Source organism: Ruegeria sp. CK2, from assembly GCF_056536585.1.
The window spans coordinates 172,138-191,232 of the sequence record NZ_JBQFPW010000007.1 but is presented as its reverse complement, the minus strand read 5'-3'; the positions used below and the strand labels follow the sequence as shown (position 1 = coordinate 191,232).

14 protein-coding genes are annotated in these 19,095 nt (G+C 53.4%); 4 read left to right on the top strand and 10 right to left on the bottom strand.

The window, feature by feature from the left end:
- Positions 1–46 precede the first annotated feature (46 nt).
- The gene (locus ACR0BU_RS13025; protein WP_298935011.1) at positions 47–904 is read right to left on the bottom strand and encodes a polysaccharide deacetylase family protein; all 858 of its coding nucleotides are present in this window, start codon (positions 902–904) and stop codon (positions 47–49) included.
- A gap of 4 nt (positions 905–908) precedes the next feature.
- On the bottom strand, positions 909–2,681 hold the full coding sequence (locus ACR0BU_RS13020; RefSeq protein ID WP_299080161.1) for a carbamoyltransferase family protein: 1,773 nt from the start codon (positions 2,679–2,681) through the stop codon (positions 909–911).
- A 536-nt stretch (positions 2,682–3,217) separates the two neighbouring features.
- On the opposite strand from ACR0BU_RS13020, the gene ACR0BU_RS13015 reads away from it, so the two are divergent.
- The 3 genes from ACR0BU_RS13015 to ACR0BU_RS13005 all read left to right on the top strand — a co-directional run bounded on the left by ACR0BU_RS13015 (position 3,218) and on the right by ACR0BU_RS13005 (position 7,482).
- Entirely contained in the window at positions 3,218–4,789 is a 1,572-nt protein-coding gene (locus ACR0BU_RS13015) for a carbamoyltransferase C-terminal domain-containing protein (RefSeq protein WP_480737737.1), read from the top strand.
- Positions 4,790–4,886: 97 nt separating this feature from the next.
- A complete protein-coding gene (locus ACR0BU_RS13010) occupies positions 4,887–6,422 on the top strand; it encodes an ArnT family glycosyltransferase (protein WP_480737736.1) in 1,536 nt (511 codons plus the stop codon).
- Positions 6,423–6,492: 70 nt separating this feature from the next.
- Positions 6,493–7,482 carry a glycosyltransferase family 2 protein gene (locus ACR0BU_RS13005; RefSeq protein ID WP_300070157.1) on the top strand — a complete coding sequence of 330 codons (990 nt, stop codon included), beginning with the start codon at positions 6,493–6,495 and terminating at the stop codon, positions 7,480–7,482.
- 17 nt (positions 7,483–7,499) lie between these two features.
- Here the strand turns inward: ACR0BU_RS13005 and ACR0BU_RS13000 are convergent, their stop codons facing one another.
- Positions 7,500–8,660 carry a glycosyltransferase family 4 protein gene (locus ACR0BU_RS13000; RefSeq protein ID WP_299080172.1) on the bottom strand — a complete coding sequence of 387 codons (1,161 nt, stop codon included), beginning with the start codon at positions 8,658–8,660 and terminating at the stop codon, positions 7,500–7,502.
- Between the two features lie 76 nt (positions 8,661–8,736).
- Positions 8,737–10,044 (bottom strand): lipopolysaccharide biosynthesis protein, encoded by a 1,308-nt coding sequence (locus ACR0BU_RS12995; protein WP_298935018.1) that lies wholly within the window; start codon positions 10,042–10,044, stop codon positions 8,737–8,739.
- A 348-nt stretch (positions 10,045–10,392) separates the two neighbouring features.
- Between ACR0BU_RS12995 and ACR0BU_RS12990 the strand changes: the two genes are divergently transcribed.
- The gene (locus ACR0BU_RS12990) at positions 10,393–11,340 is read left to right on the top strand and encodes a sulfotransferase (RefSeq protein ID WP_480737734.1); all 948 of its coding nucleotides are present in this window, start codon (positions 10,393–10,395) and stop codon (positions 11,338–11,340) included.
- Positions 11,341–11,624: 284 nt separating this feature from the next.
- Here the strand turns inward: ACR0BU_RS12990 and ACR0BU_RS12985 are convergent, their stop codons facing one another.
- The 6 genes from ACR0BU_RS12985 to ACR0BU_RS12960 form a co-directional block, all read right to left on the bottom strand.
- Positions 11,625–12,827, bottom strand: a complete 1,203-nt coding sequence (locus tag ACR0BU_RS12985) for a glycosyltransferase family 4 protein (RefSeq protein ID WP_480737733.1) — start codon at positions 12,825–12,827, stop codon at positions 11,625–11,627.
- Between the two features lie 109 nt (positions 12,828–12,936).
- Entirely contained in the window at positions 12,937–14,196 is a 1,260-nt protein-coding gene (locus ACR0BU_RS12980) for an O-antigen ligase family protein (protein ID WP_298935021.1), read from the bottom strand.
- A gap of 13 nt (positions 14,197–14,209) precedes the next feature.
- Positions 14,210–15,991: a GumC family protein gene (locus ACR0BU_RS12975; protein ID WP_480737732.1), complete on the bottom strand. Its 1,782-nt coding sequence runs from the start codon at positions 15,989–15,991 to the stop codon at positions 14,210–14,212.
- 78 nt (positions 15,992–16,069) lie between these two features.
- A complete protein-coding gene (locus tag ACR0BU_RS12970; RefSeq protein WP_480737730.1) occupies positions 16,070–17,128 on the bottom strand; it encodes a glycosyltransferase family 4 protein in 1,059 nt (352 codons plus the stop codon).
- A 6-nt stretch (positions 17,129–17,134) separates the two neighbouring features.
- Positions 17,135–18,133, bottom strand: a complete 999-nt coding sequence (locus ACR0BU_RS12965; RefSeq protein WP_480737729.1) for a glycosyltransferase family 2 protein — start codon at positions 18,131–18,133, stop codon at positions 17,135–17,137.
- Positions 18,130–19,092, bottom strand: a complete 963-nt coding sequence (locus ACR0BU_RS12960) for an NAD-dependent epimerase/dehydratase family protein (protein ID WP_480737728.1) — start codon at positions 19,090–19,092, stop codon at positions 18,130–18,132. The genes ACR0BU_RS12965 and ACR0BU_RS12960 overlap by 4 nt, the downstream gene beginning before the upstream one ends.
- Positions 19,093–19,095: the final 3 nt, after the last annotated feature.

Genomic DNA, 19,095 nt, shown 5'->3' with positions numbered 1-19,095 from the left:
TCGGTTCAGCTGATAAACTGGGGCTGGTCTTTGACTGGCCCCCTTTTTATTTGTCCGTTATCAGCTGATCCAGACGACCGGACAGCCCCTCGGGAGGGATCAGCCGCGTCAACTTTCGAAGTAAGCGCGCACCGCCAAACCGCAACCACTGGTTCTGTCGCCCCGCCCAATATGCGGCTTTGCCAATCCCCAGCTTTTTCAAGTCTTGCTGGGACACCCAAAATTCCCTGTGATCAACCGTTTCGTAAGGGTGTAAGTAAACGTGCGGAACGACTCCCGCACTTTTGGCCTGGGTGATCAAATCCAGCGCAACCGTATCAGGCGCAAGCTTCAGGTAGGTGCCTCCCAACCGTATTTGCGGGCCCGAGCCTTTGTACCGCCCGGAAAACAATGGGATCAGCTGTAAGTCAGACAAGGTCATCGAATTGGAGAACTGCTGGCATTCATCCGCGGTCCCAAAGAATGATGAGCTGTCATAGTCAAAATAGCGCTCGATCAGTTTGTAGTGCTCGGACGTTTTACGGTTCAGCCGGAATTTTGGGGCGCGAAACCCGCGAACGGGACTATTCGCGGCCTGTTGTAAACTGTCCTTTGCGCGCGCCAACATCTGGTCAATCGTTGCGATCGATTGCCGATCCATGCTGTCATGATAGTGGTAATGGCAGGCAATTTCATGACCTTGTTTTGCGATATGCGCCACGAGTTCCGGGGCTTTTTCGGCGACGACGCCCGTGCAGAAAAAGGTGGCCGTGCGTCCGCTTGGGCCACCATGTTCCTGAAGAAACGCAGCAATAGTCTCATAACTGCGCCAAAGCGCCTCAACCCGAAGCGGCCCTGTGTCCCAAACCCCGAGTTCTCGCTTCAGATCATGCGAGAAATCTTCGAAGTCGATGCTTAGAAACACGCGATTATGCCACGGCTTTGCTGGGGCTTTCCTCTTTCAGCGCCTCGCGAAGCACGACAAAGTCACCGATTACCAAAGCATCAACACCCGAGGCTGCAAAGGTCGCACAGGCATGTTCAGGAGAGTAGACGATCGGTTCCTGAATATTGAATGAGGTGTTCAACAAGACCGGCACACCCGTTTTTTCGCCGAATGTGGTCAGCAGCGCGTGATATAGCGGGTTCGCCGACTGTGAAACGGTATGCACGCGGGCTGTCTGGTCTGTATGGGTGATCGCCGGGATATCTGCGGCGCGTTCGTCGTGAACGCGGGCAACGATGTTCATATACGGGCTGGTTTGATCAATCTCAAAAAAGTCCGAAGCGGCCTCTTCAGCGACACTGGGTGCGAAGGGGCGGAAGTGTTCGCGTTTCTTGATCTTTGCATTGATGTCGTCGCGAATGCTGTCCTTTCGCGGGTCAGCGAGGAAGGATCGCGTGCCAAGCGCGCGAGGTCCAAATTCCGCTCGGCCCTGAAACCACGCAATGATCTTACCGTCTGCCAGCAGATCGGTCACCTGATCTAGCAGGTCTGACTGAGCCAGCGCAGTTTGTGACTGTGCGCAGCAGTTATCTAAGGCCGTGGCGATGGATTTGGTATCCCATTCGGCCCCTTGATACGGGCTACGGACCGAGGTCAGGTCGACTTGGTCATGGGGAACGCAGGCCAGCGCCGCGCCCACCGCGCATCCCGCATCATGCGGCGCAGGTGGGATAATGATTTCGTCGAACGTACCCTTGGAAATCAGGGTTCCATTGGCTGTCACGTTCAGCGCACAGCCCCCGGAAACGACCAACTTGCGCAGATCTGGATTTGCTTTGCGAACCGGTCCAAGAATGTGATGAAGCGCGTCCTCAAATGCCGCCTGAACCGACGCAGCAAGGTCGATATGCCGTTCATTCGGGGCGGTTCCGGGCTCGCGCGCCTCTCCGAACAGCTCCTCAAGGCGAGGATGGAAAACGCCACGCAAGGCAGAATGATAGTCGCACAGCGTGGTATTCACACGGTAGCCGCCATTGTCTTCGAGCAGCAGAATTTCCTTGAGGATTGCATCGCGATAAATGGGTTTGCCGTATGGCGCTAAACCCATCATCTTGTATTCGCCTTCCAGCATCTTGAAGCCAAGAAAGCCAGTGAACGCGGAATAAAAGTGTCCCAAAGAGTTTGGCCAGCGGTGATCCGCTATACCCTCGCGTTTGCCATTGCGGACGGTGGTCACGATGGTCGAGCTTTCTTCGCCACCACCGTCATAGGAAAGTGACACAAAGCTGTCCCAATCCCGCATTGCCTCGGCATAGAGTTGATGGGTCAGGTGGTGATTGATGTAATGCAACTTGAAATCGCAGGGGCCATGTTCCGCTGTCAGAATCTTACGGACGCGGAACAGATCCATCCAGCCACTCTCCTGCGGGCCTTCAGTACCGCTGTCCGAGGAGAACAATGCGCCAATGCGCGTTGTCACACTTTTTGCCGCAGAAGGGCTTTGCAGGATCTTGCGCACCGTACCGACGCCACGACCAGCCATGCGCCATGGCTGCCAATAGACGGCAACCTCTTCGATATCTGAAAATTTCAACCCGCCGATTCGCAGAACTTCGGTGATTGCGTGATGCGGAAAAGCGCCGTCATTCTTGACCCGCGTCAACCGCTCCTCTTCGACTGCAGCAACCAATTTGCCGTCTACAAACAACGCCGCTGCGCTGTTATTCATCGTCGCTAAACCCAATATCACTGACATAACCTAAAACACCTTTGGCCTAATATACTGCCGATAACCGGCATAGAGTAACGGTGAGTGCATTGGTGGCGCAAGGTCGTAGGTCACTAAAGCAGGCTAAAAATTTGTCACATTAGATCTGAACGGTCCGATCGATTGAAAAACAAATACAAATACCAGCTTTGACAGTTAGTTGGTGGCCAAATACATGGGCCGAACTGGCGCTAATTTGCGAACAATCGTACAGATCTCGCGAATCCGTCCACAAAAACAGTGGTTGCATTTGACCTATAGCGAATGCAGCAAAAGAGTGTTTACAAGACCCCTGCCCCATCTGTTAGGTTGATGGCGATAAATTTGGCATTTGGTTCGGTTTAAGATTTTCAGGTTTGCATATGTTCCCATATCGCCAAAGATTGGTCTCGCTAGAGCATGCGGGATATTGGCATGAATGTTGCAAAGACAGTTCTTCAGGAAGGGCTTGGGCCCTGATTGTGCTGCAAGCGGTAGCATGACCTGCTGACTCTGAAACCGATCAGTTTGGTGAGGTGTTTGGGATGAAGATTCTGTCTTTTAAATCAGGCCACGACGGCACCGTTGCAGGCGTCGACAGCGCAGATGACAGCCTGTTGTTTTCCTATGAGGCCGAAAAGAACAGCTTCCCCCGATATACACCGGTAACGCCGGACACGTTTATTGATGCCGGCCTTTGGTTCAAAGATTTGCCAGACGTCCTTGCGCTAAGTGGCTGGTCGAGAAATGGCATTGATCACGTGACGACATCAGGAGCTGGATATTTCGGCATTGGCGCCGGGTCAGAAACGGTCGGCAAGCGCACATTTTTTGGCAAAACGGTGGACTACTATACTTCGACCCATGAGCGTGCCCATATTTGGTGCAGTTACGCCCTGTCGCCATTTGTGCAAGGAGAGCCCTGTTACGTGCTGCTTTGGGAGGGTGTACTTGGCGACTTTTATGAAATCGACCGCGACCTGAACATTCACCATCGTGGTCGGGTTATGACTTCTCCGGGCACGCGCTTTGCGTTTCTATATGCTTTGGCTGATCCGGATTTCCCAATCTCAGGTGGTGAGTTACGGCCAGCAGATCCAGGTCGTTTGATGGCTGCCTGCGCTTTCGGCGAAGGTGGTCCAGCGGAGGAAGAAGAACAGGTGTTGATAGGCCAAATTCTGTCGATAGACACAACGACCGACCCGTTGCGCAAAAGCTCGTTTGTCAATTCGCCGTATTTCAACATCGGAACCGACAGCCAGAGGTTGAAGAACCTGGCCACCAAACTGTCAGACGCTATTTTCAAGCAGTTCCAAGATTTTGCGGAAACACATCTGCAAAAAGGGTATCCCCTGATCATTGCCGGTGGTTGTGGGTTGAATGGAAACTGGAACGCCAAGTGGGAGAAAAGCGGCCTGTTTCGGGAAGTGTTTGTCCCACCGACCACTGGAGATTCTGGTTGCGCGATTGGTACCGCTGTTGATGCCATGCGTCATTTCACCGGGCGCGCCAAGTTGAATTGGTCCGTCTATTCGGGCCAATCCTTCTGTGACGACAAGGCCGATCTGGAAGGGCTTACAGCGACCGAACTAAACCTAAAGCACGTAGCCCAGGCTTTGTACGACGGAAAAATCATCGGGTGGACCCGCGGAAACTGTGAGATTGGACCCCGCGCCCTTGGCAACCGCTCGATATTGGCTGCGCCTTTCAATGCGGAAACGCGGGCGCGGTTGAACCGGATCAAAGGGCGCGCGGAAAACAGCCCTGTTGCACCATCATGTTTGGAAGAAGATGCGCATCTGCATTTCGATTTGGAAGGGTCATCGCCCTATATGCTGAGCTTCCACCAGGTCATCGATCCTAGCCTCGCGGCGGTCACACATGTGGACGGCTCCGCCCGCGTTCAAACTGTGCGACGCGATCAGAACGCCTTTTTCTATGACCTTCTGGCCGAGTTTAAAGCAATCTCGGGTGTCGGCGTATTGTGTAACACTTCACTGAACTTCAAAAACTCAGGCTTTATAAACTCAACAAGTGATTTGGCCCACTACGCCCAGCAAGTAGGATTGGACGGGTTTGTGGCGGGCAATACATTCTACGAGATTGGTAAAATTTAAAGCCAAACAGCTTTGTTGTTTGAGGCACCCAGACAAAAAAGAGTATCATGAAAAGTGTAACGCGTTATTTGTTGACGAGTATTGAAGGAGGTCGGTCGTGAATACCGTCCGTTCGAACAGCCTGGCCCGACCGGATGTACTTTGGTGCGGCTGCATCGCAGCGGTCTCCATACTCATGTTTGTCGCAGCGACCCCGTGGGGCATCGGTATCCGTCCGGATTCCGCATTTTACCTGAGTTTCCCATACTTTTTGCAGGGCAATTCCCCAGGGTATGTCTGGGCGATCGATATTGTTTCTGCGTTTGGTCTGGACAGCATCGCCGCCGCCACAATTTTGAACGTTGCATTTTTAATCCTGACCGCCCTCACAGTATATGGTCTTGTGCGTGGGTTTGGTGCAACTCGCCTCATCGCCGTTTTGTCGGCGGTTCTGGTTTTAACATCGCCGCTAGTGTTTGAACTGCATGTCACTGTTCTGTCCGAGGCGATGTTCATTTTTCTTCTCGTTGCCGCGTTGACCTTACTTAGTGTCTACGCGGGAACAGGCTCGGTTCGGTTCCTGCTTTTGGCCGGACTTGTCTCGGTTCTTGTCTTCCTAACACGCTTTAATGGCGCACCAGTTTGGGTTGTGGGGGTCTTGACGGCGTTTTTTCTCGGCCCAGGAAATACGAAAACCCGCATATTGCACGCGCTCGCCTTTGTTGCCGTTGTCGCTGCTCCACTGCTTCTGTGGTCTGTGATCGAAGCCAGAACTGGTGGTACAGGGCTGGGGCGTGAATTTGGATTCCTTGGCAACGCAACCATTGGCATTTTGATGCAAGGCGCAAATTCGATCTGGGTTTCCTTTTTCCCCAGCGTAGTGCCCGGGTTTGTGAAAGCCGCAGCCGCGCTTGCTTTGATTAGCCTTCTGGCAGCCGTTGTATGGTTTGGGGCTGAACGACACGTATTTGCAATGGATGTTTCGCAGCCCAACGCAAGACTTGTTGCTTTCCCTCTGATATCAGCGGTCTACATTTTTGGCCATTTCGCGTTGTTGTTGCTGTCGATCTTGATCGAGCCGAACCTGCCGCTTAAGCCCTCATACTTTGCGCCGGTGTATGTGTTGATCGTCGTGATTGGCGCACAATACAGTGTGATGTTGCGCGAGGACGGAAAGACGCGCGCGCAGGCTCTGCTTGGAACCGGGTTGCTGGTTTTTGGAGCGCTGGTTCTGGCGTCGAACGTTGTCAGAACCGGCACGTTGATTTCCAACTTCCGCAGCGAAGGCATATTCTTCTCAGGCCCTCAATGGTTTCAGTCACCTTTGGTGTCTGAGATCAACAATTTGGAGCCCGACGTATTTGTCTACACCAATGCACCCGACGTCGTGCACCTACTGACGGGCAAAGGGACGACATGGTTGCCAATGAAGTTTGATCGCCGCACCGGTAAAGAACACCCCAGACGCCCCTACAACAAAACCTTAACCGAGATGCGTGAAGGTCTTGCGCAAGGCAAAGCTGTAGTCGCTTACTTCGACGAGGTGACCTGGCGGTTTTATCTGCCCACACAACAAGAACTGACCGAAGAACTGAACCTGAAACAGGTTGTTCAGACAACAGATGGCACTCTTTTACGCTCCAACATGAATTAACTGCGTGCTCGCGGGCTTGCCCTCAAGTTACAATCGCCTTGAATGAAGGACTTGAGGACATGCTATGCTCATGAGCCAGAGCACAGTCGATTTCAAAGGTAACGCGTCGGCGTTGCCAGACCTGCAAGGGTTGGAAATCGCTGTTATTCTGCCTTGCTACAACGAGGCTGTTGCGATCGGAGAAACGGTTGCACAGTTTCGCCAGGCATTGCCGAATGCGACTATCTACGTCTTCGACAACAACTCGACCGATGACACGATCCGTGTCGCACAGCAAGCCGGGGCAACGGTGCGAACCGAAGCGTTGCAAGGCAAGGGTAACGTTGTACGCCGGATGTTCGCGGATGTCGACGCGGATGTTTACGTCATGGCGGACGGCGATGCAACGTATGACAGTGCCGCCGCACCTGAGTTGGTGCAGCTGCTTGTTTCTCAGAATTTAGACATGGTGAACGGCGCACGCGTGAACAAAGAAAGCGAGGCATATCGTCGAGGCCATAAATTTGGCAATGCCTTGTTCAGCGGGTTGGTGAAGTTCTTTTTCAGCAACAAGATCAACGATCTTTTGTCCGGCTATCGTGTTTTTAGCCGGCGCTTTGTCAAGAGTTTTCCAGCACTCTCCAACGGGTTTGAGATCGAAACCGAGTTGACGGTTCACGCGATGCAAATGCGTATGCCGATCGGAGAGGTAGAGACCAACTACTTCTCTCGCCTTCCGGACTCTAGCTCCAAGCTTTCGACATTCAGAGATGGGTGGCGCATCCTCAAGATGATCAGCTTTTTGATCAAAGAAGAAAAGCCAATGGCCTTCTTTCTGTCGCTCGCATACATCTTCTTTCTGCCCTCATTGTGGGTCTTTCTTTCAGTTTTCGGCGAGTTTCTGGAAACCGGTCTGGTGAACCGGATACCGTCACTGTTGGTTGCTGTTTCGGGATTTGTCGCGTCAATGCTGTCGGTTGTATGCGCCTTGATCCTCGACTCGTTGGCGCGGGGGCGCCGTGAAATCAGGCGCCTATCCTATCTGCAGTTTCCAGGTGCGGCGAACACGCCCAAATCCTAGTCGGGCTGCGTTGACACTCAGTTTAGTAGCTGGTCGTAGATCCTGCAGACACCATCGATATGGATCGCCATGCCAAAATTCTCACGGGCGTGGCGTTGCCCGGCGTTGATAATCTTGGCCCGGATATCCGCATCTTGGTGCAACCGCATGACAGGTTCCACAAATCCTTCGGCATCAAACGGATCGACTAAAAAGCCGTTTTCGCCATCAACAATCGCTTCGATATTGCCGCCATGTCGTGTCGCAACAACTGGTGTGCCTAGATACATGGTTTCGATCAGGGTGCGCCCGAACGGTTCATCCAGTGCGGTCACCAGATTTGCATCCATCGCTGCCATATAGCCATCAATCGGTTGGCGGAATCCCATCATATGAATTTGTTTGTCCATCCACGCCTCGGCGGCCAAGTCCTTGCATACTTGGTCCAAAGCGTTTCCACGATCGACAACGCTGCCGAAAAGGAAGCCGTGGACTGGAACATCTGGCATGCGCTTTTGAATCGCGGCCACAGCCTTTACAAAATGATCCGGTCGCTTGCGGGGTACGAAGTTTCCAAAATACCCCAGCAGCAAGGCATCATCCGGCAACCCCATTTCTTCGAGTACCTCTTTTCGAGCCGCCGCGGGGTCCGGTGGATTGGGGTTAAAGTCAAACGGGCTGCGGATAACGGTGAACTTCTTGTCCACCGACCGTACAGGCTTGCTGGGTTTGGAGAAATGAGAGACGCTGATGATGTGGTCCGACAAGACCGGGGCCAGTTTATTGATCCCAAAGGCTGTAGGGTCCTGCCGATGATGCCAGATATGTTTGCGCCCTGACAGTTTCGTCGGTAAAGCCCAATTCGAATGCATCCGCCCTTCGTTGGTGTGCACGATGTCCGGCTTGATCCGGTTCAGGACCGAAATGAACTGCGGTACACTTGACAGCAGGTACTTCGTCGGCCCGCAATCTCCGTCATAGCTGATTTGTCCCGGTGACATTAGGGCGGGTTTCTCCAACACCTCATAGTCTAACCCGAGAGACCGCGCGTATTCACCGGCCAGCCCGTCCTTGTAGTGAACCAGAATGTAGGGTTCATACTTTGATCTGTCCAAACCAGCGGCCAGTTTCATGGCCGAGACATGGCTTCCGCCGATTACGGTGTCTCCCTCGAAAGGGAAAAGGATACGTTTGGTCATTGTTCATCTCGTTAATCGTAAGTCACTGGTAAATTTCGAGCTTTATGTCGCGATACTATGGGTGGGTTATAGACCTCTATCTCGGGGCAGGATAGGACCGGATCGCCAAAATGCAGCCAGTCGTCCAGACGATGTTAAATATGACATGGGCAAAGGCGACGCCTTCGATTCCCAGAACAAACAAAAGAGGTATAAAAGAAAGCGCAAAAACACCTGTCGCCATCATGGTTGTGCGCACCAGTGCCCGATCCAACCCCATGCTCAACAGCGCCGGGTTCAGTGCCAAGCCGCCCAGGTAGATCACCGCCGCAAACATCAAAATTGTCATAACAGGCGCGGCGCCCTGAAACTCGGCACCAAACAACAAGACGGCCAGATCAGACATCTTCCATGCCAGAGGGATCGAGATGGCCAAAGATACCCCAAACATCAGCATCGAGATGTAGCGAACCAGCTTCCAGAAGCGATCATGCTTCTGAGCTGACCAAAGCCGCGTCATTTCGGGGTAAAGGACCTGTCGGATGGGGCCGCCAATGCGCACGATGTTGGTCATTATCCGTTTGCCAACCTGGTAAAAACCCACCGATGTCACGTCGAGCAGCGCACCCACAACCAAAACGTCCAACCGTTGTGTCGATTGCCTGAGGACTACGTTGAAGTTCGAGTTCCACAAGAACCGCAGAAATCCGGGATTTTGCTTCAGGGCGGTGCTTAGCTTTAAGGACATAAAGGCGCGCACACCCCGTCGTTGCAGTTCCCGTAAGGCGATGAAAAAGGCTACGAGGCCAGTTAGGATCTGATGCATCAACATCAAAGCCAGGAACGCCCAAAGGCCGAGATCCAGCAGGAATACGATGATTGTTCCAACAAGGCGCAGCCCGGCCACGACCATATCCGAGATCGCCAACAAATCGAATCTGTCATGAATTCTAAGCACCGCGATGCCGGTTGGGCGCAGAGAGAAAATCAGCCCAATCGCGACCAAGGCGATATAAGACGCTCCGATATCCTCGGGCAGACCAATCATCGGGGCCACAGTTGGCGCTAGCAATATCGCAACTGTTCCCGCCAAAATGCCGCCAATGATGTCGATGACGATCGACAGTTTGATCAGGTGACCAAAACGATGGGTATCATCCTCGGTCAGGGCATCGCTGCCGTATTTGATCACCGCCTGCCAAGGCTCCAATCGGCACAGCCGGTCTAAGACCTGTACATAGGCATCTACTAACGCCAAAATCCCCACCGCAGCAGGACCCACCGCACGCGCGGTGATGATCAGGGTCGCCAGGCCAAACACTGCGATCAGTATCTGGGACAAGAACAGCCATGACATGTTCTTGGCAAGCCGCCCAATCAGAGATCTGGCATCAAACTGGGTCATAGTTCTTGGCTGCGGTAATTCCGGGCGTTGACCCGGGCACCCAAAGACAACATGGTGCAAAAAAACCTTGGTACTCGTCTCAGGTCAAATACCTTTCATAACTCGTCAAACTCTAATTTTTGGCGATTCTATCCGCCCCTACTTCTATCATTTTGTTTTTTACGCTTGTATCGTTTTACGAAAGCGCAGTTTGATAGGGAAATCCAGTCCTGTTTTGGGAAACCGGTTTTGAACATGCGAAATTGTAGTTGGGGCCCTTCCAAAACAGGGTGGAAGAACGCGGTAGCTTATCCCACTAGGGTGCGGGTACTAGGTGGTCGATCGAGTTTGGGTATTAATTAACGCTATATGGAACAAGCAAAAGTTCTCCTCCACATTGGGTACCACAAGACCGCTACATCCGCGTTGCAGAAACAGTTGTTCTCAACGTCTGATGGTCCGTTTGCAAGTCCGCCAGAAGAACGAAAATTCGTCCTTTCAAACAGATTCGTGTTGCCGCAGCCGCTGACCTTTGATTCATTTGCAGTTCGCGAACAATACGCGGATTTTCTCGACGCTTCGCACAAATCGGAAAAAATCTCTGTCTTCTCGCACGAGCGGTTCTCGGGCTACCCAGCTTCGGGTGGATTCGACAGCCCGTTGATCGCGCAACGCCTGAAGCAAACCTTCCCTGAAGCCCATGTCCTCATCGTCTTCCGGGAACAGCTGTCCAGTATTCTGTCTATGTACAGCCAGTACATTACGGACGGCGGTCACAAGTCTTTCAAAGGTTACATCGCACAGATCGAACCCATGATGCGCCGGGTCCCGATGTTTACCCCTGACTTTTATAGATATGATAGGCTTTTCCGATACTACCAAAACCTGTTTGGCGCTGATCGCGTACACGGTCTCACCTACGAGCAGTTCGTTCAAGATTCTGATGCATTTGTGTCCAGCTTGTGCAGCTCGTTAGGTGTCGCAGCGCCAAAACGGAAGTTCGTTAAGACAAACACGAAACGCTCGCAAAGTTTCCAGCTGTTGCAACGCGGGGTGAACCGCGTTTTCAGTAACAATCAGCTCAGTACCGGGGCAGTGATCCCTTTTCCTTACGCCACACGACGGTTTGGAAAATTGAGCGGGCCATTAAGTCGCGTTTTCCCGGACGCACTGGATCAGGCATTGGAAACCCGTATGGCAAGGCATGCTGCGGCGCAGTTCGAAGGGGCCTTTGCGGAGTCCAATGCAATCCTCAAAGACCTTACGGGTCTGCCACTTGAAGACTACGGCTACCAATTGCCAGACGGCACGTGCTGAAACCCAGTCATTTCTTCAAAACGGCACCCCAAAAAGGCAAATGACCAGCACCCCAAATGCTGGTCATTTCTTCCGAGTGAGTGATAGTGCCCTAAGGCTTCACCGGTATTTATCTGTGGTTGAACACAACTTATCAAAGCATCTGCATGACGGGTATTAGGGGAATCCCGTAGGTTTTATAGTTTTTTGCCAAAATACTGAAAAACAGAGATTATTACATACGAGCTGGGCAACGCTCTGTACCCGGCACACCTCACTACGAGTGGGAAAAATCTGAAGATATGTCAGCTGATCTTAGTTGGCGCCAGCTGCTCTTGCTGCCGCAGCAGCCCCATTTTCCTAAGCAGAATTGTGTTGACGCGCCGCACATCAAATACAGCTTCTGCGCGTATGCGTGCGGCTTGTCCCATCTGCGAAACCAAATCGGGTTGGTCCAAAAAATTTGCCATTGCTTTGCTCAACGCTTGCGGGTTGCGCATCGGTACGACGAACCCCGTTTCGCCTTCGATGATCGGGTCAGAGCACCCCGGCGCATCGGTGGTTACGACAGCGCGTCCGGTCGACATCGCCTCAAGGATTGTCCGCGGTATTCCTTCTCGATACGCCGAGGGCAAAACAAAGACCGAGCAGTCTTTCAAATAGGGGCGAACATCTGTTGTCTCGCCCAGATATTCAACGACACCTTCACGCGTCCAGGTGTCTATCTCACGCTGACCGACCGAGTCTGGATTGGCATCCATCGGCCCCAACAGCTGAAACCGGGCCTGAGGGTGTTTGCGCTTTAGCAGACGCGCCGCTTCGACAAAGTCAAAAACGCCCTTCTCTTTTAGAAGTCTGGAGATCATCAAGAACACAGGTGGCCCATCGGGTGGGCTTGAATGCGCGTATTTCGTCAGGTTCACCCCAGACCCCGGCACGATGCTCAACTCTGTACCTGCACTGACCATCCCACGGGCCTGAAACTCTTCCTCATCGGCTTTGTTGTAGACCAGCAGTTCGTCAACGCCCCTCAGTGAAAACCGATACAGGTTAGATGAAAGTGCGCGGACCAATCGTCGCTTCAGGCTGGTATTCTGGGCATTGAACACATAGCCCAAGCCTGTGCACATCGCATATTTTCGCGGCACGCGCGCCAGTCGTGCGGCCAGGCATCCATAGATGATTGGCTTCATTGTGTAGGCAAAAACAGTATCCGGCTCAAAGTCTTGGAATATGCGCTTTAACGCGCGCACGGTTCCAATGTCTTCGATCGGGTTCATACCAGTGCGGGACATTGGAAATTCTACAAACTTGACGCCGATGTCGCGAAGCGCGGCCTCGCTGGGCGCGTGGCGTTCCGGACCACAGGCAATTACCTCGGCCCGCATCGACATTTCACGCAACAGATCATAGCGGAAATTGACCAGCGAAGATGTCAGATTGGCAACAACTGCAATCTTGCGAACAGGTTTAGTTTGTTCGGTTTTTCGGGGTTCAAGTGATTGCAATACAACACACTCCAGTCACTTGCTATCAAATCCACACGGTCGGAAATCAATCAACATCTTAAACAAAATACGCCCGAAATTGTGCTGGCTGATGACCAATGTCAACACGTCACTGAGCCCGTCTCAAAGGCCGCCCAACCAAGGGAAGCTTGATTTCCCGCCCAGTCAGACAAACTGACAAGCCAAGCATCCACGGCACCAGCCAGAACCGGGCGTAGAAATGGGGCGATGTATTCAGAACCATCATCAGCATCATCAGAATTGTAACAGCCAGTGCCGTGTCTTTCGCCCCACCCATCATCATCTTGTAGCGCCAGATCACGTAGATTCCGGAAGCAAACAATCCAGCCAAACCCACAAGAGAAACGGCGCCACCTTCTGTCAAAGTCAGTAAATAAGCATTGTGCACAGGTGCGCCGATTGCACTTTTTTCTTCGTATTGGTCGATGCCATATCCCAACCAAAGCGTTTCATTTCCGAACTTCATGGATTCCTGTATCAGAAACAACCTGTCATCAATGGTCCCGGACTCACTGATGTCGGCGTTACGAACCGCCGAGAACACGCGCTCCTGAAACACTTCGGGCAGGAAAAACTCACCAAACAGCACAGCCGCGATGAAGAAGAGGACGACACCGATTGTCAGACCAACGGTCGCTTTCACCGATCCGGTCAGCAAAACAAAAAGCGTGACACCTACGATACACAAATAGAAAGCTGTATTTGATCCTGTCAGTAGCACCCCATAAGTCACTGGTAAGAAAAGTAAGATTGCACCCAGAGTTGTCACGCGATGTACACCCCGCAACCACACAAGAAACACCAGTGATAGTGCTGCCAGAACCCCTGATTCATTTTCTTTCTCGAACAAGCCGCTGAGACGCCCATTTCCGCTTACAAAATCGTTTCGACCAGGGACGAAGTTGACGTAGTAAGCGCCATGGATCATCGCCAGCGCAATAGAAAGGACAAAGAGGAAAATCAGCGTCTCTGTTTCTTTCCGTGATCGTCTCAGGATGATCCAGGGCAGAAGCACAAAGGAAAAACAGTACTGCATAAGCCCCAGCGCACCCGCCATCGCATCACCATTGATGATCGATGCCGCGGCAAAGCCCGCCAGAAAAGTCAGTACTGATGCGAACCAGAGGGTAGAGGCCGATCCCAGCGGGCGAAGTGGCAGGCGCCCCTTGAACAAAACCACGAAAAAGGCCATGAGAATGAAGAAATCTCCAAGCGTAAAGAACACGAATCCCGGTCGAAAATAGTTCAGCGGCGAGAAAAAGACCGCGATCGCAACCAGTACAAATTCAAGTCGTGTTTCCGGCTTTGTGTGCGTTCGGATGACGTGTTCGTTGACAGATTTAAACATGATCCGGCCGTGCCTATCCGAAATTCACAAGCTTTGTCGGCTCTAGATTCAATTGCCGTAGCTTTTCCAATGAGCGGACAATTTCCTCGACACCGGACGACTGGTCACGGGTGATAAACACCACGTTGTCCGTAAAGGAGAGCAACCGGCCAAGTACTGCGTTTTCGGTGATGGGAGGAACGAGAATAACTATTTGGTCATACAAATCGCTCAACGCCGCTGTCCCGGACCACATGTTGTGTGAATCGAACAGATCGACAGGCACCTGATCATCAACCGAGGGTCTCACGTATTTGACCTTGTCTGCGATTTCGACTGTTTCTTGTGTCATCAACAATGCATTGCCCAACAACAGCGGCAGGCCGTATTGGGACCTGGCGCGAGGCAACAGGTCCGCGACCGAGGGGTCATCCGTCGGATCGATATCTATGAACAAGACACGCAAGCCGTCCTTGGCCGCGGAAACAGACAGGCACAGAGTGACAAAGGCGGATTGGTCGGTTTGTGAGGACGAGGTAATCACCATCCGTGCCGAGCCGTCCTGCGACAACCGATCCATCAGAACTGACAAAACATGCCGGGCGCCTTCGGCCCGAGGGTCGGGTGGCATGCGTTGATCGAACAATGCGATCAGTTCGGAAATGCTGTGGCGCGCCGCGCGGGGAAACTGAGGAAAGGCCAATGCCCCTTGCAGCCCAAGCGCAGGGTGAACGGACCGGCGGACGAACAGCCGCTTGTTCAGCATTTCCCGCAGAAGGATGCAAATGAATGCAATGACCAGCGCGCTGGCAAAGCTGCCGGCCAGAACGGTATTTCGGTTTGGAAGCGCAGGTTCAAGCGGCGGCTGCGCGACTGAAATCTGACGCGCCAAAGGTTCCATCAATCCGGCATGAACCGCCAGATCACGGTTGCGTTGAAACAGAATCTGGCGTCGGGCCAATAGATCTTCAAGCCGTTGTTCCAACGTTATACGCTCTTGCGCCGCTTTCGAACGTTGCTCAAGCTGCGCTTGCACGCGTTCCGCGCGCTGTTCAAGCTGCTCGATCTCGGATTGGGGTGCGTCGCTTTCGGATAAGAACCGCAATCGGACCAAAACATTTCGAAGCTCGGCAGACAGGGCGGTGCCTTCAACGGTGTCATCCAATTGATTGGACAGGATGAGGTAGGACAACTCAGTTTCGATGCCGGAAATTTCTTCCTCTAACTCGCCCATTCGATTAACAAGCAAGTCGATTTTCTCATGCGCGCTGCTTTGCTGAATCTCTAGCGTCAGATCAATGTAAGTCCGTGCGATCTCGTTGGCGATCTGGGCGGCTCGGATTGGGTTCGTGTCGTGAACCTGAATCCCGATCCCCAGCGTGTTCCGGTAAGGCGAAACAACATAGCTTTCCAGCAGTTTAGACGTTGTTTCCGTCAAGTTTTCAATGGGCGAATATGCGTCAGCAAGGCCGCGCATCAAAAGCGGATTATAGGTTGGGTCTTCATCAAGTCCCAATCGCTCGACGACTTTCTCAGCAAAATCTCGGGAGCGGATGATTTCCACCTCGGTCTGCATTTCCGACAGCGCGACCTCGAGGTTCGCGATCGGCCTAAGGTCCGCCCGGATCGTGACCCTGCGGTCATCCAGAACAATGACGGATCCGGTCACATATAGCCTGTCCTTGAACATGACGACCAAAACAGCAACCAACATGATCGCCGCAAACACCGACAGAAACAGGACCAGATTGCGTCGCACGATTGCACGAACGCCGACCAGACCAAGACGTTCGACCTGATCCTCATCCAGCTGCATTTCGCTGGTCCTGTCCGGTATAGTGTTCGAGATATTCACCCGGTCTGACCTTCTCTGTCTCTCGGCGCTTTCAGGGCCTTAGACCGCATCGTCGATTGTTTCGTCCCACTCTGCAAGAATGTTGTCTGGTGCCAGCCAGACCCGGCTTTCCATATCCGCATCCCGCATTCGCTGTAGCAACTCAGGAGAATTGGACAACCGAAGCACCGCCTGCGCCAATGCGTCGACATCTTCCAACGGGACCAAAAGGCCATTCTCTTCTGGCCGGATCAATTCGCGCGGCCCATAGGGGCAGTCAAATGAGACGATGGGCAAGCCCGTAACGCTTGCTTCGGCCAGCACATTTGGAAACCCTTCGTAGCGGGATGGAAACACCAGTATATCCGCGCCATCCATCCATTCCCCCGGCGCCGGGCTTGGACCCGGCAGTGAAACAACATCCGTCAAATCCAGACGATCTCGCTGAGCTTCCAGCGCTTTTCGCTCTGGCCCCTCACCATAAATGGTCAGCCGCGCCTGCGGATTGCCTTTCAGAATCTTAGGCATCGCCGCAAGCAGCAAATCGAACCCTTTTTGCCGGTCCAGTCGCCCCACCGCAACCAGGTTACTTGTCCCAGTGCCCAAATGCTCACGGGCGCCGGCCGGCAAGGAGCAGGGATTGGAAATGATCCGCGCCTTGCGCTGGATCGCTCGTGGCAGGTCTTCGCTGGCTCTTTGCGTTTGCATGACCACCGTGCGTGCACGCCGGGCCAGCAGGTTTTGGGCGTGGCGCCACAACGGATGGGCAGATTGCGCACGCGGGTTATTGCGCTCGGAAATAATTACCGGCGTAGGCCGATCCAATGTCGCCAGAAGCGTCAGAACATTGATCTTCGTCAGAAAGGTGACAACCACATCCGGCGAGACGTCCTGAACCACCTTGCGAATATGGCGAAACCGATCCAACTGCCCGCCATTCGCGTCGGCCACATGCAAGGTCACGTCGTCTGGATAAGGGAAATACGATCCAGCCTCGGGCATGGTCAGGCCCGCGACGTGTACCTCGTCTCCACGGTCTAATCGGTGCGCAGCCAATATCGAGACAATCTTCTCTGCGCCCCCTGCCCCGAACCCGCCCTGAATGATCAACAGCTTCACGCGGGACTATCCTGACATCTTCTTGCGCGGCTCTTCAGCCTCGCGCAGCGGTGCAGCCGTCTGGTCATTCGGACCGGGTCGATTAAGCTCATGTTCAATGATTGGCCGGTTCAGGTCCTTGGACTGCAGGAAGATGCGCCCGATATATTCGCCCAGGATACCCAAGAACATGGCGTTCAGTGTCATCGATAGCAGCAAAAGGATGGTCGTTGTCGCAAAACCAGCAGGCCAGTCATGGCCAAAGACAACCTTGGCGATCAGATAACCGACCATCAGCAGGAACATTGAAAGCCCAACCGTCAAACTGATCATCGAGGCCAGACGCAGAGGCAAAAGCGAATGGTTGATCAGCCCATCTACGGCCAGTGACAGCATCGCGCGGAAAGGGAACTTCGATTCCCCCGCAGTGCGAGCCACGCGGTCATATTCGAACCCAACTTGATTGAACCCCATACCGCTGATCAGACCCCGAACATAGGGTGATCGATCATCGACGCGGCGCAGCTCATCCAGGATGCGTCGATCCGTCAGACGAAACTCACCCGCGTTTCGCGGCAAATCATCGTCGCTGATCATGTCAATCAGCGCATAGAAACCACGGCGCGCGGCCGCCACAACCGGTCCGTCTGGCAGGCTGCGGCGGATGCCATACACAACGTGGTTCCCCTGTCTCCACAGGTCCAGCATCTGAGGGATCAGCTCGGGCGGATCCTGCATGTCGCAATCCAATTGAACAGCACAAGCTCCATTGGCCGAGCGATATGCTGTCAGAACCGAGGCCTGATATCCCATGTTGCGCGCAAACCGGATGACCCGGACGCGCGGATCGGCTGCCGCGATTTCGGACAGAATCCCATAGGTTCGGTCTTCGGAATGATTGTCGGTAAAGATGATCTCGGGCTCGTACCCGTCCAAACCGTCGAACACCGCGATGACCCGGTCATAGGCCATCTGCACGTTTTCTTCTTCGTTGTAGGCAGGAATGAGGATTGAAACGAGTGTCATGTTACCTGTCCTGTGACTTTGACGCCGGGAGTATGCCGCTTGGCCCAATCTACCGTGGTCTTCAAACCTTCTTCTAAGGCCACTATTGGCGCCCAGTCATAGCAGGATTTCATCAATCCCGGATGGTTTATCAAGTCGATTGCCGGGCCGCTTGCCGTGCCAAATTGCAGCAGTGCTGCGGGTGTTTCGGTCAATCGCTGCAAGATCAATGCAACTTCGCGGACCTTGGTTGGGATGCCAGTGCTGATGTTTACGACTGGTCCTGCTGCCAATGGATCAGAACCCAGCAGAAGCAAACCACGCACAACGTCATCCACATGGATCAGATCCCGTGCATCTTCCGGTCTGCCAATTTGCGCGGTGCGATGGTTCAGCAGGTTGTCGATGAGATAGGGAACAAGCTGCTGCCCCGTCTGTCCCGGCCCATAGGTCAAGGACAGGCGCGCGGTGACTGCCGGGAACGGCAACCGAGGTCGGAGCATCTCAAGGTACTTGGTGCCAGTCAGCATTGACGTACCATAGCTGTCTCGCGGCTTTTCACACTGCGTTTCGACGTATGGAACAGGGTTTTCACCGTATTCCGCAATCGTTCCCAGCCGGACAAACGCACCCGGAGGTGTTGCGCAACTCGCCGACGCGTGCAAAACGTTCAAAAGGCTCTGGACGTTTTCATGTAAGCTGTCGGCAGCGTCAGACAAATCTGCGACAGCCGGAATGCGGGTTCTGGCTGCAGCGTGAAACACCAAATCGGGCCGACAATCATCGAACACGTTCCGGATGTCTGTACTGGTGGTCAGGTCTACTCGACGCAAATCAACGGCTGACGACATTTCACCCAGTCGGTCCGTAGACGCTGTCGGCCGCACAAGTGCTGTCACATGATCCCCACGGGCAGCGCATGCGCGAACCAGATGAGAGCCGATGAAACCGTTTGCGCCAGTAACCAGAACACGCATCATAAC

Excerpts from the sequence above, each read along its gene's own strand:
- ACR0BU_RS13020 (WP_299080161.1), bottom strand. The coding sequence starts at position 2,681 with ATGTCAGTGATATTGGGTTTAGCGACGATGAATAACAGCGCAGCGGCG.
- ACR0BU_RS13015 (WP_480737737.1), top strand. The coding sequence starts at position 3,218 with ATGAAGATTCTGTCTTTTAAATCAGGCCACGACGGCACCGTTGCAGGC.
- ACR0BU_RS13005 (WP_300070157.1), top strand. The coding sequence starts at position 6,493 with ATGAGCCAGAGCACAGTCGATTTCAAAGGTAACGCGTCGGCGTTGCCA.
- ACR0BU_RS13000 (WP_299080172.1), bottom strand. The coding sequence starts at position 8,660 with ATGACCAAACGTATCCTTTTCCCTTTCGAGGGAGACACCGTAATCGGC.
- ACR0BU_RS12995 (WP_298935018.1), bottom strand. The coding sequence starts at position 10,044 with ATGACCCAGTTTGATGCCAGATCTCTGATTGGGCGGCTTGCCAAGAAC.
- ACR0BU_RS12990 (WP_480737734.1), top strand. The coding sequence starts at position 10,393 with ATGGAACAAGCAAAAGTTCTCCTCCACATTGGGTACCACAAGACCGCT.
- ACR0BU_RS12980 (WP_298935021.1), bottom strand. The coding sequence starts at position 14,196 with ATGTTTAAATCTGTCAACGAACACGTCATCCGAACGCACACAAAGCCG.
- ACR0BU_RS12975 (WP_480737732.1), bottom strand. The coding sequence starts at position 15,991 with ATGCAGCTGGATGAGGATCAGGTCGAACGTCTTGGTCTGGTCGGCGTT.
- ACR0BU_RS12965 (WP_480737729.1), bottom strand. The coding sequence starts at position 18,133 with ATGACACTCGTTTCAATCCTCATTCCTGCCTACAACGAAGAAGAAAAC.
- ACR0BU_RS12960 (WP_480737728.1), bottom strand. The coding sequence starts at position 19,092 with ATGATGCGTGTTCTGGTTACTGGCGCAAACGGTTTCATCGGCTCTCAT.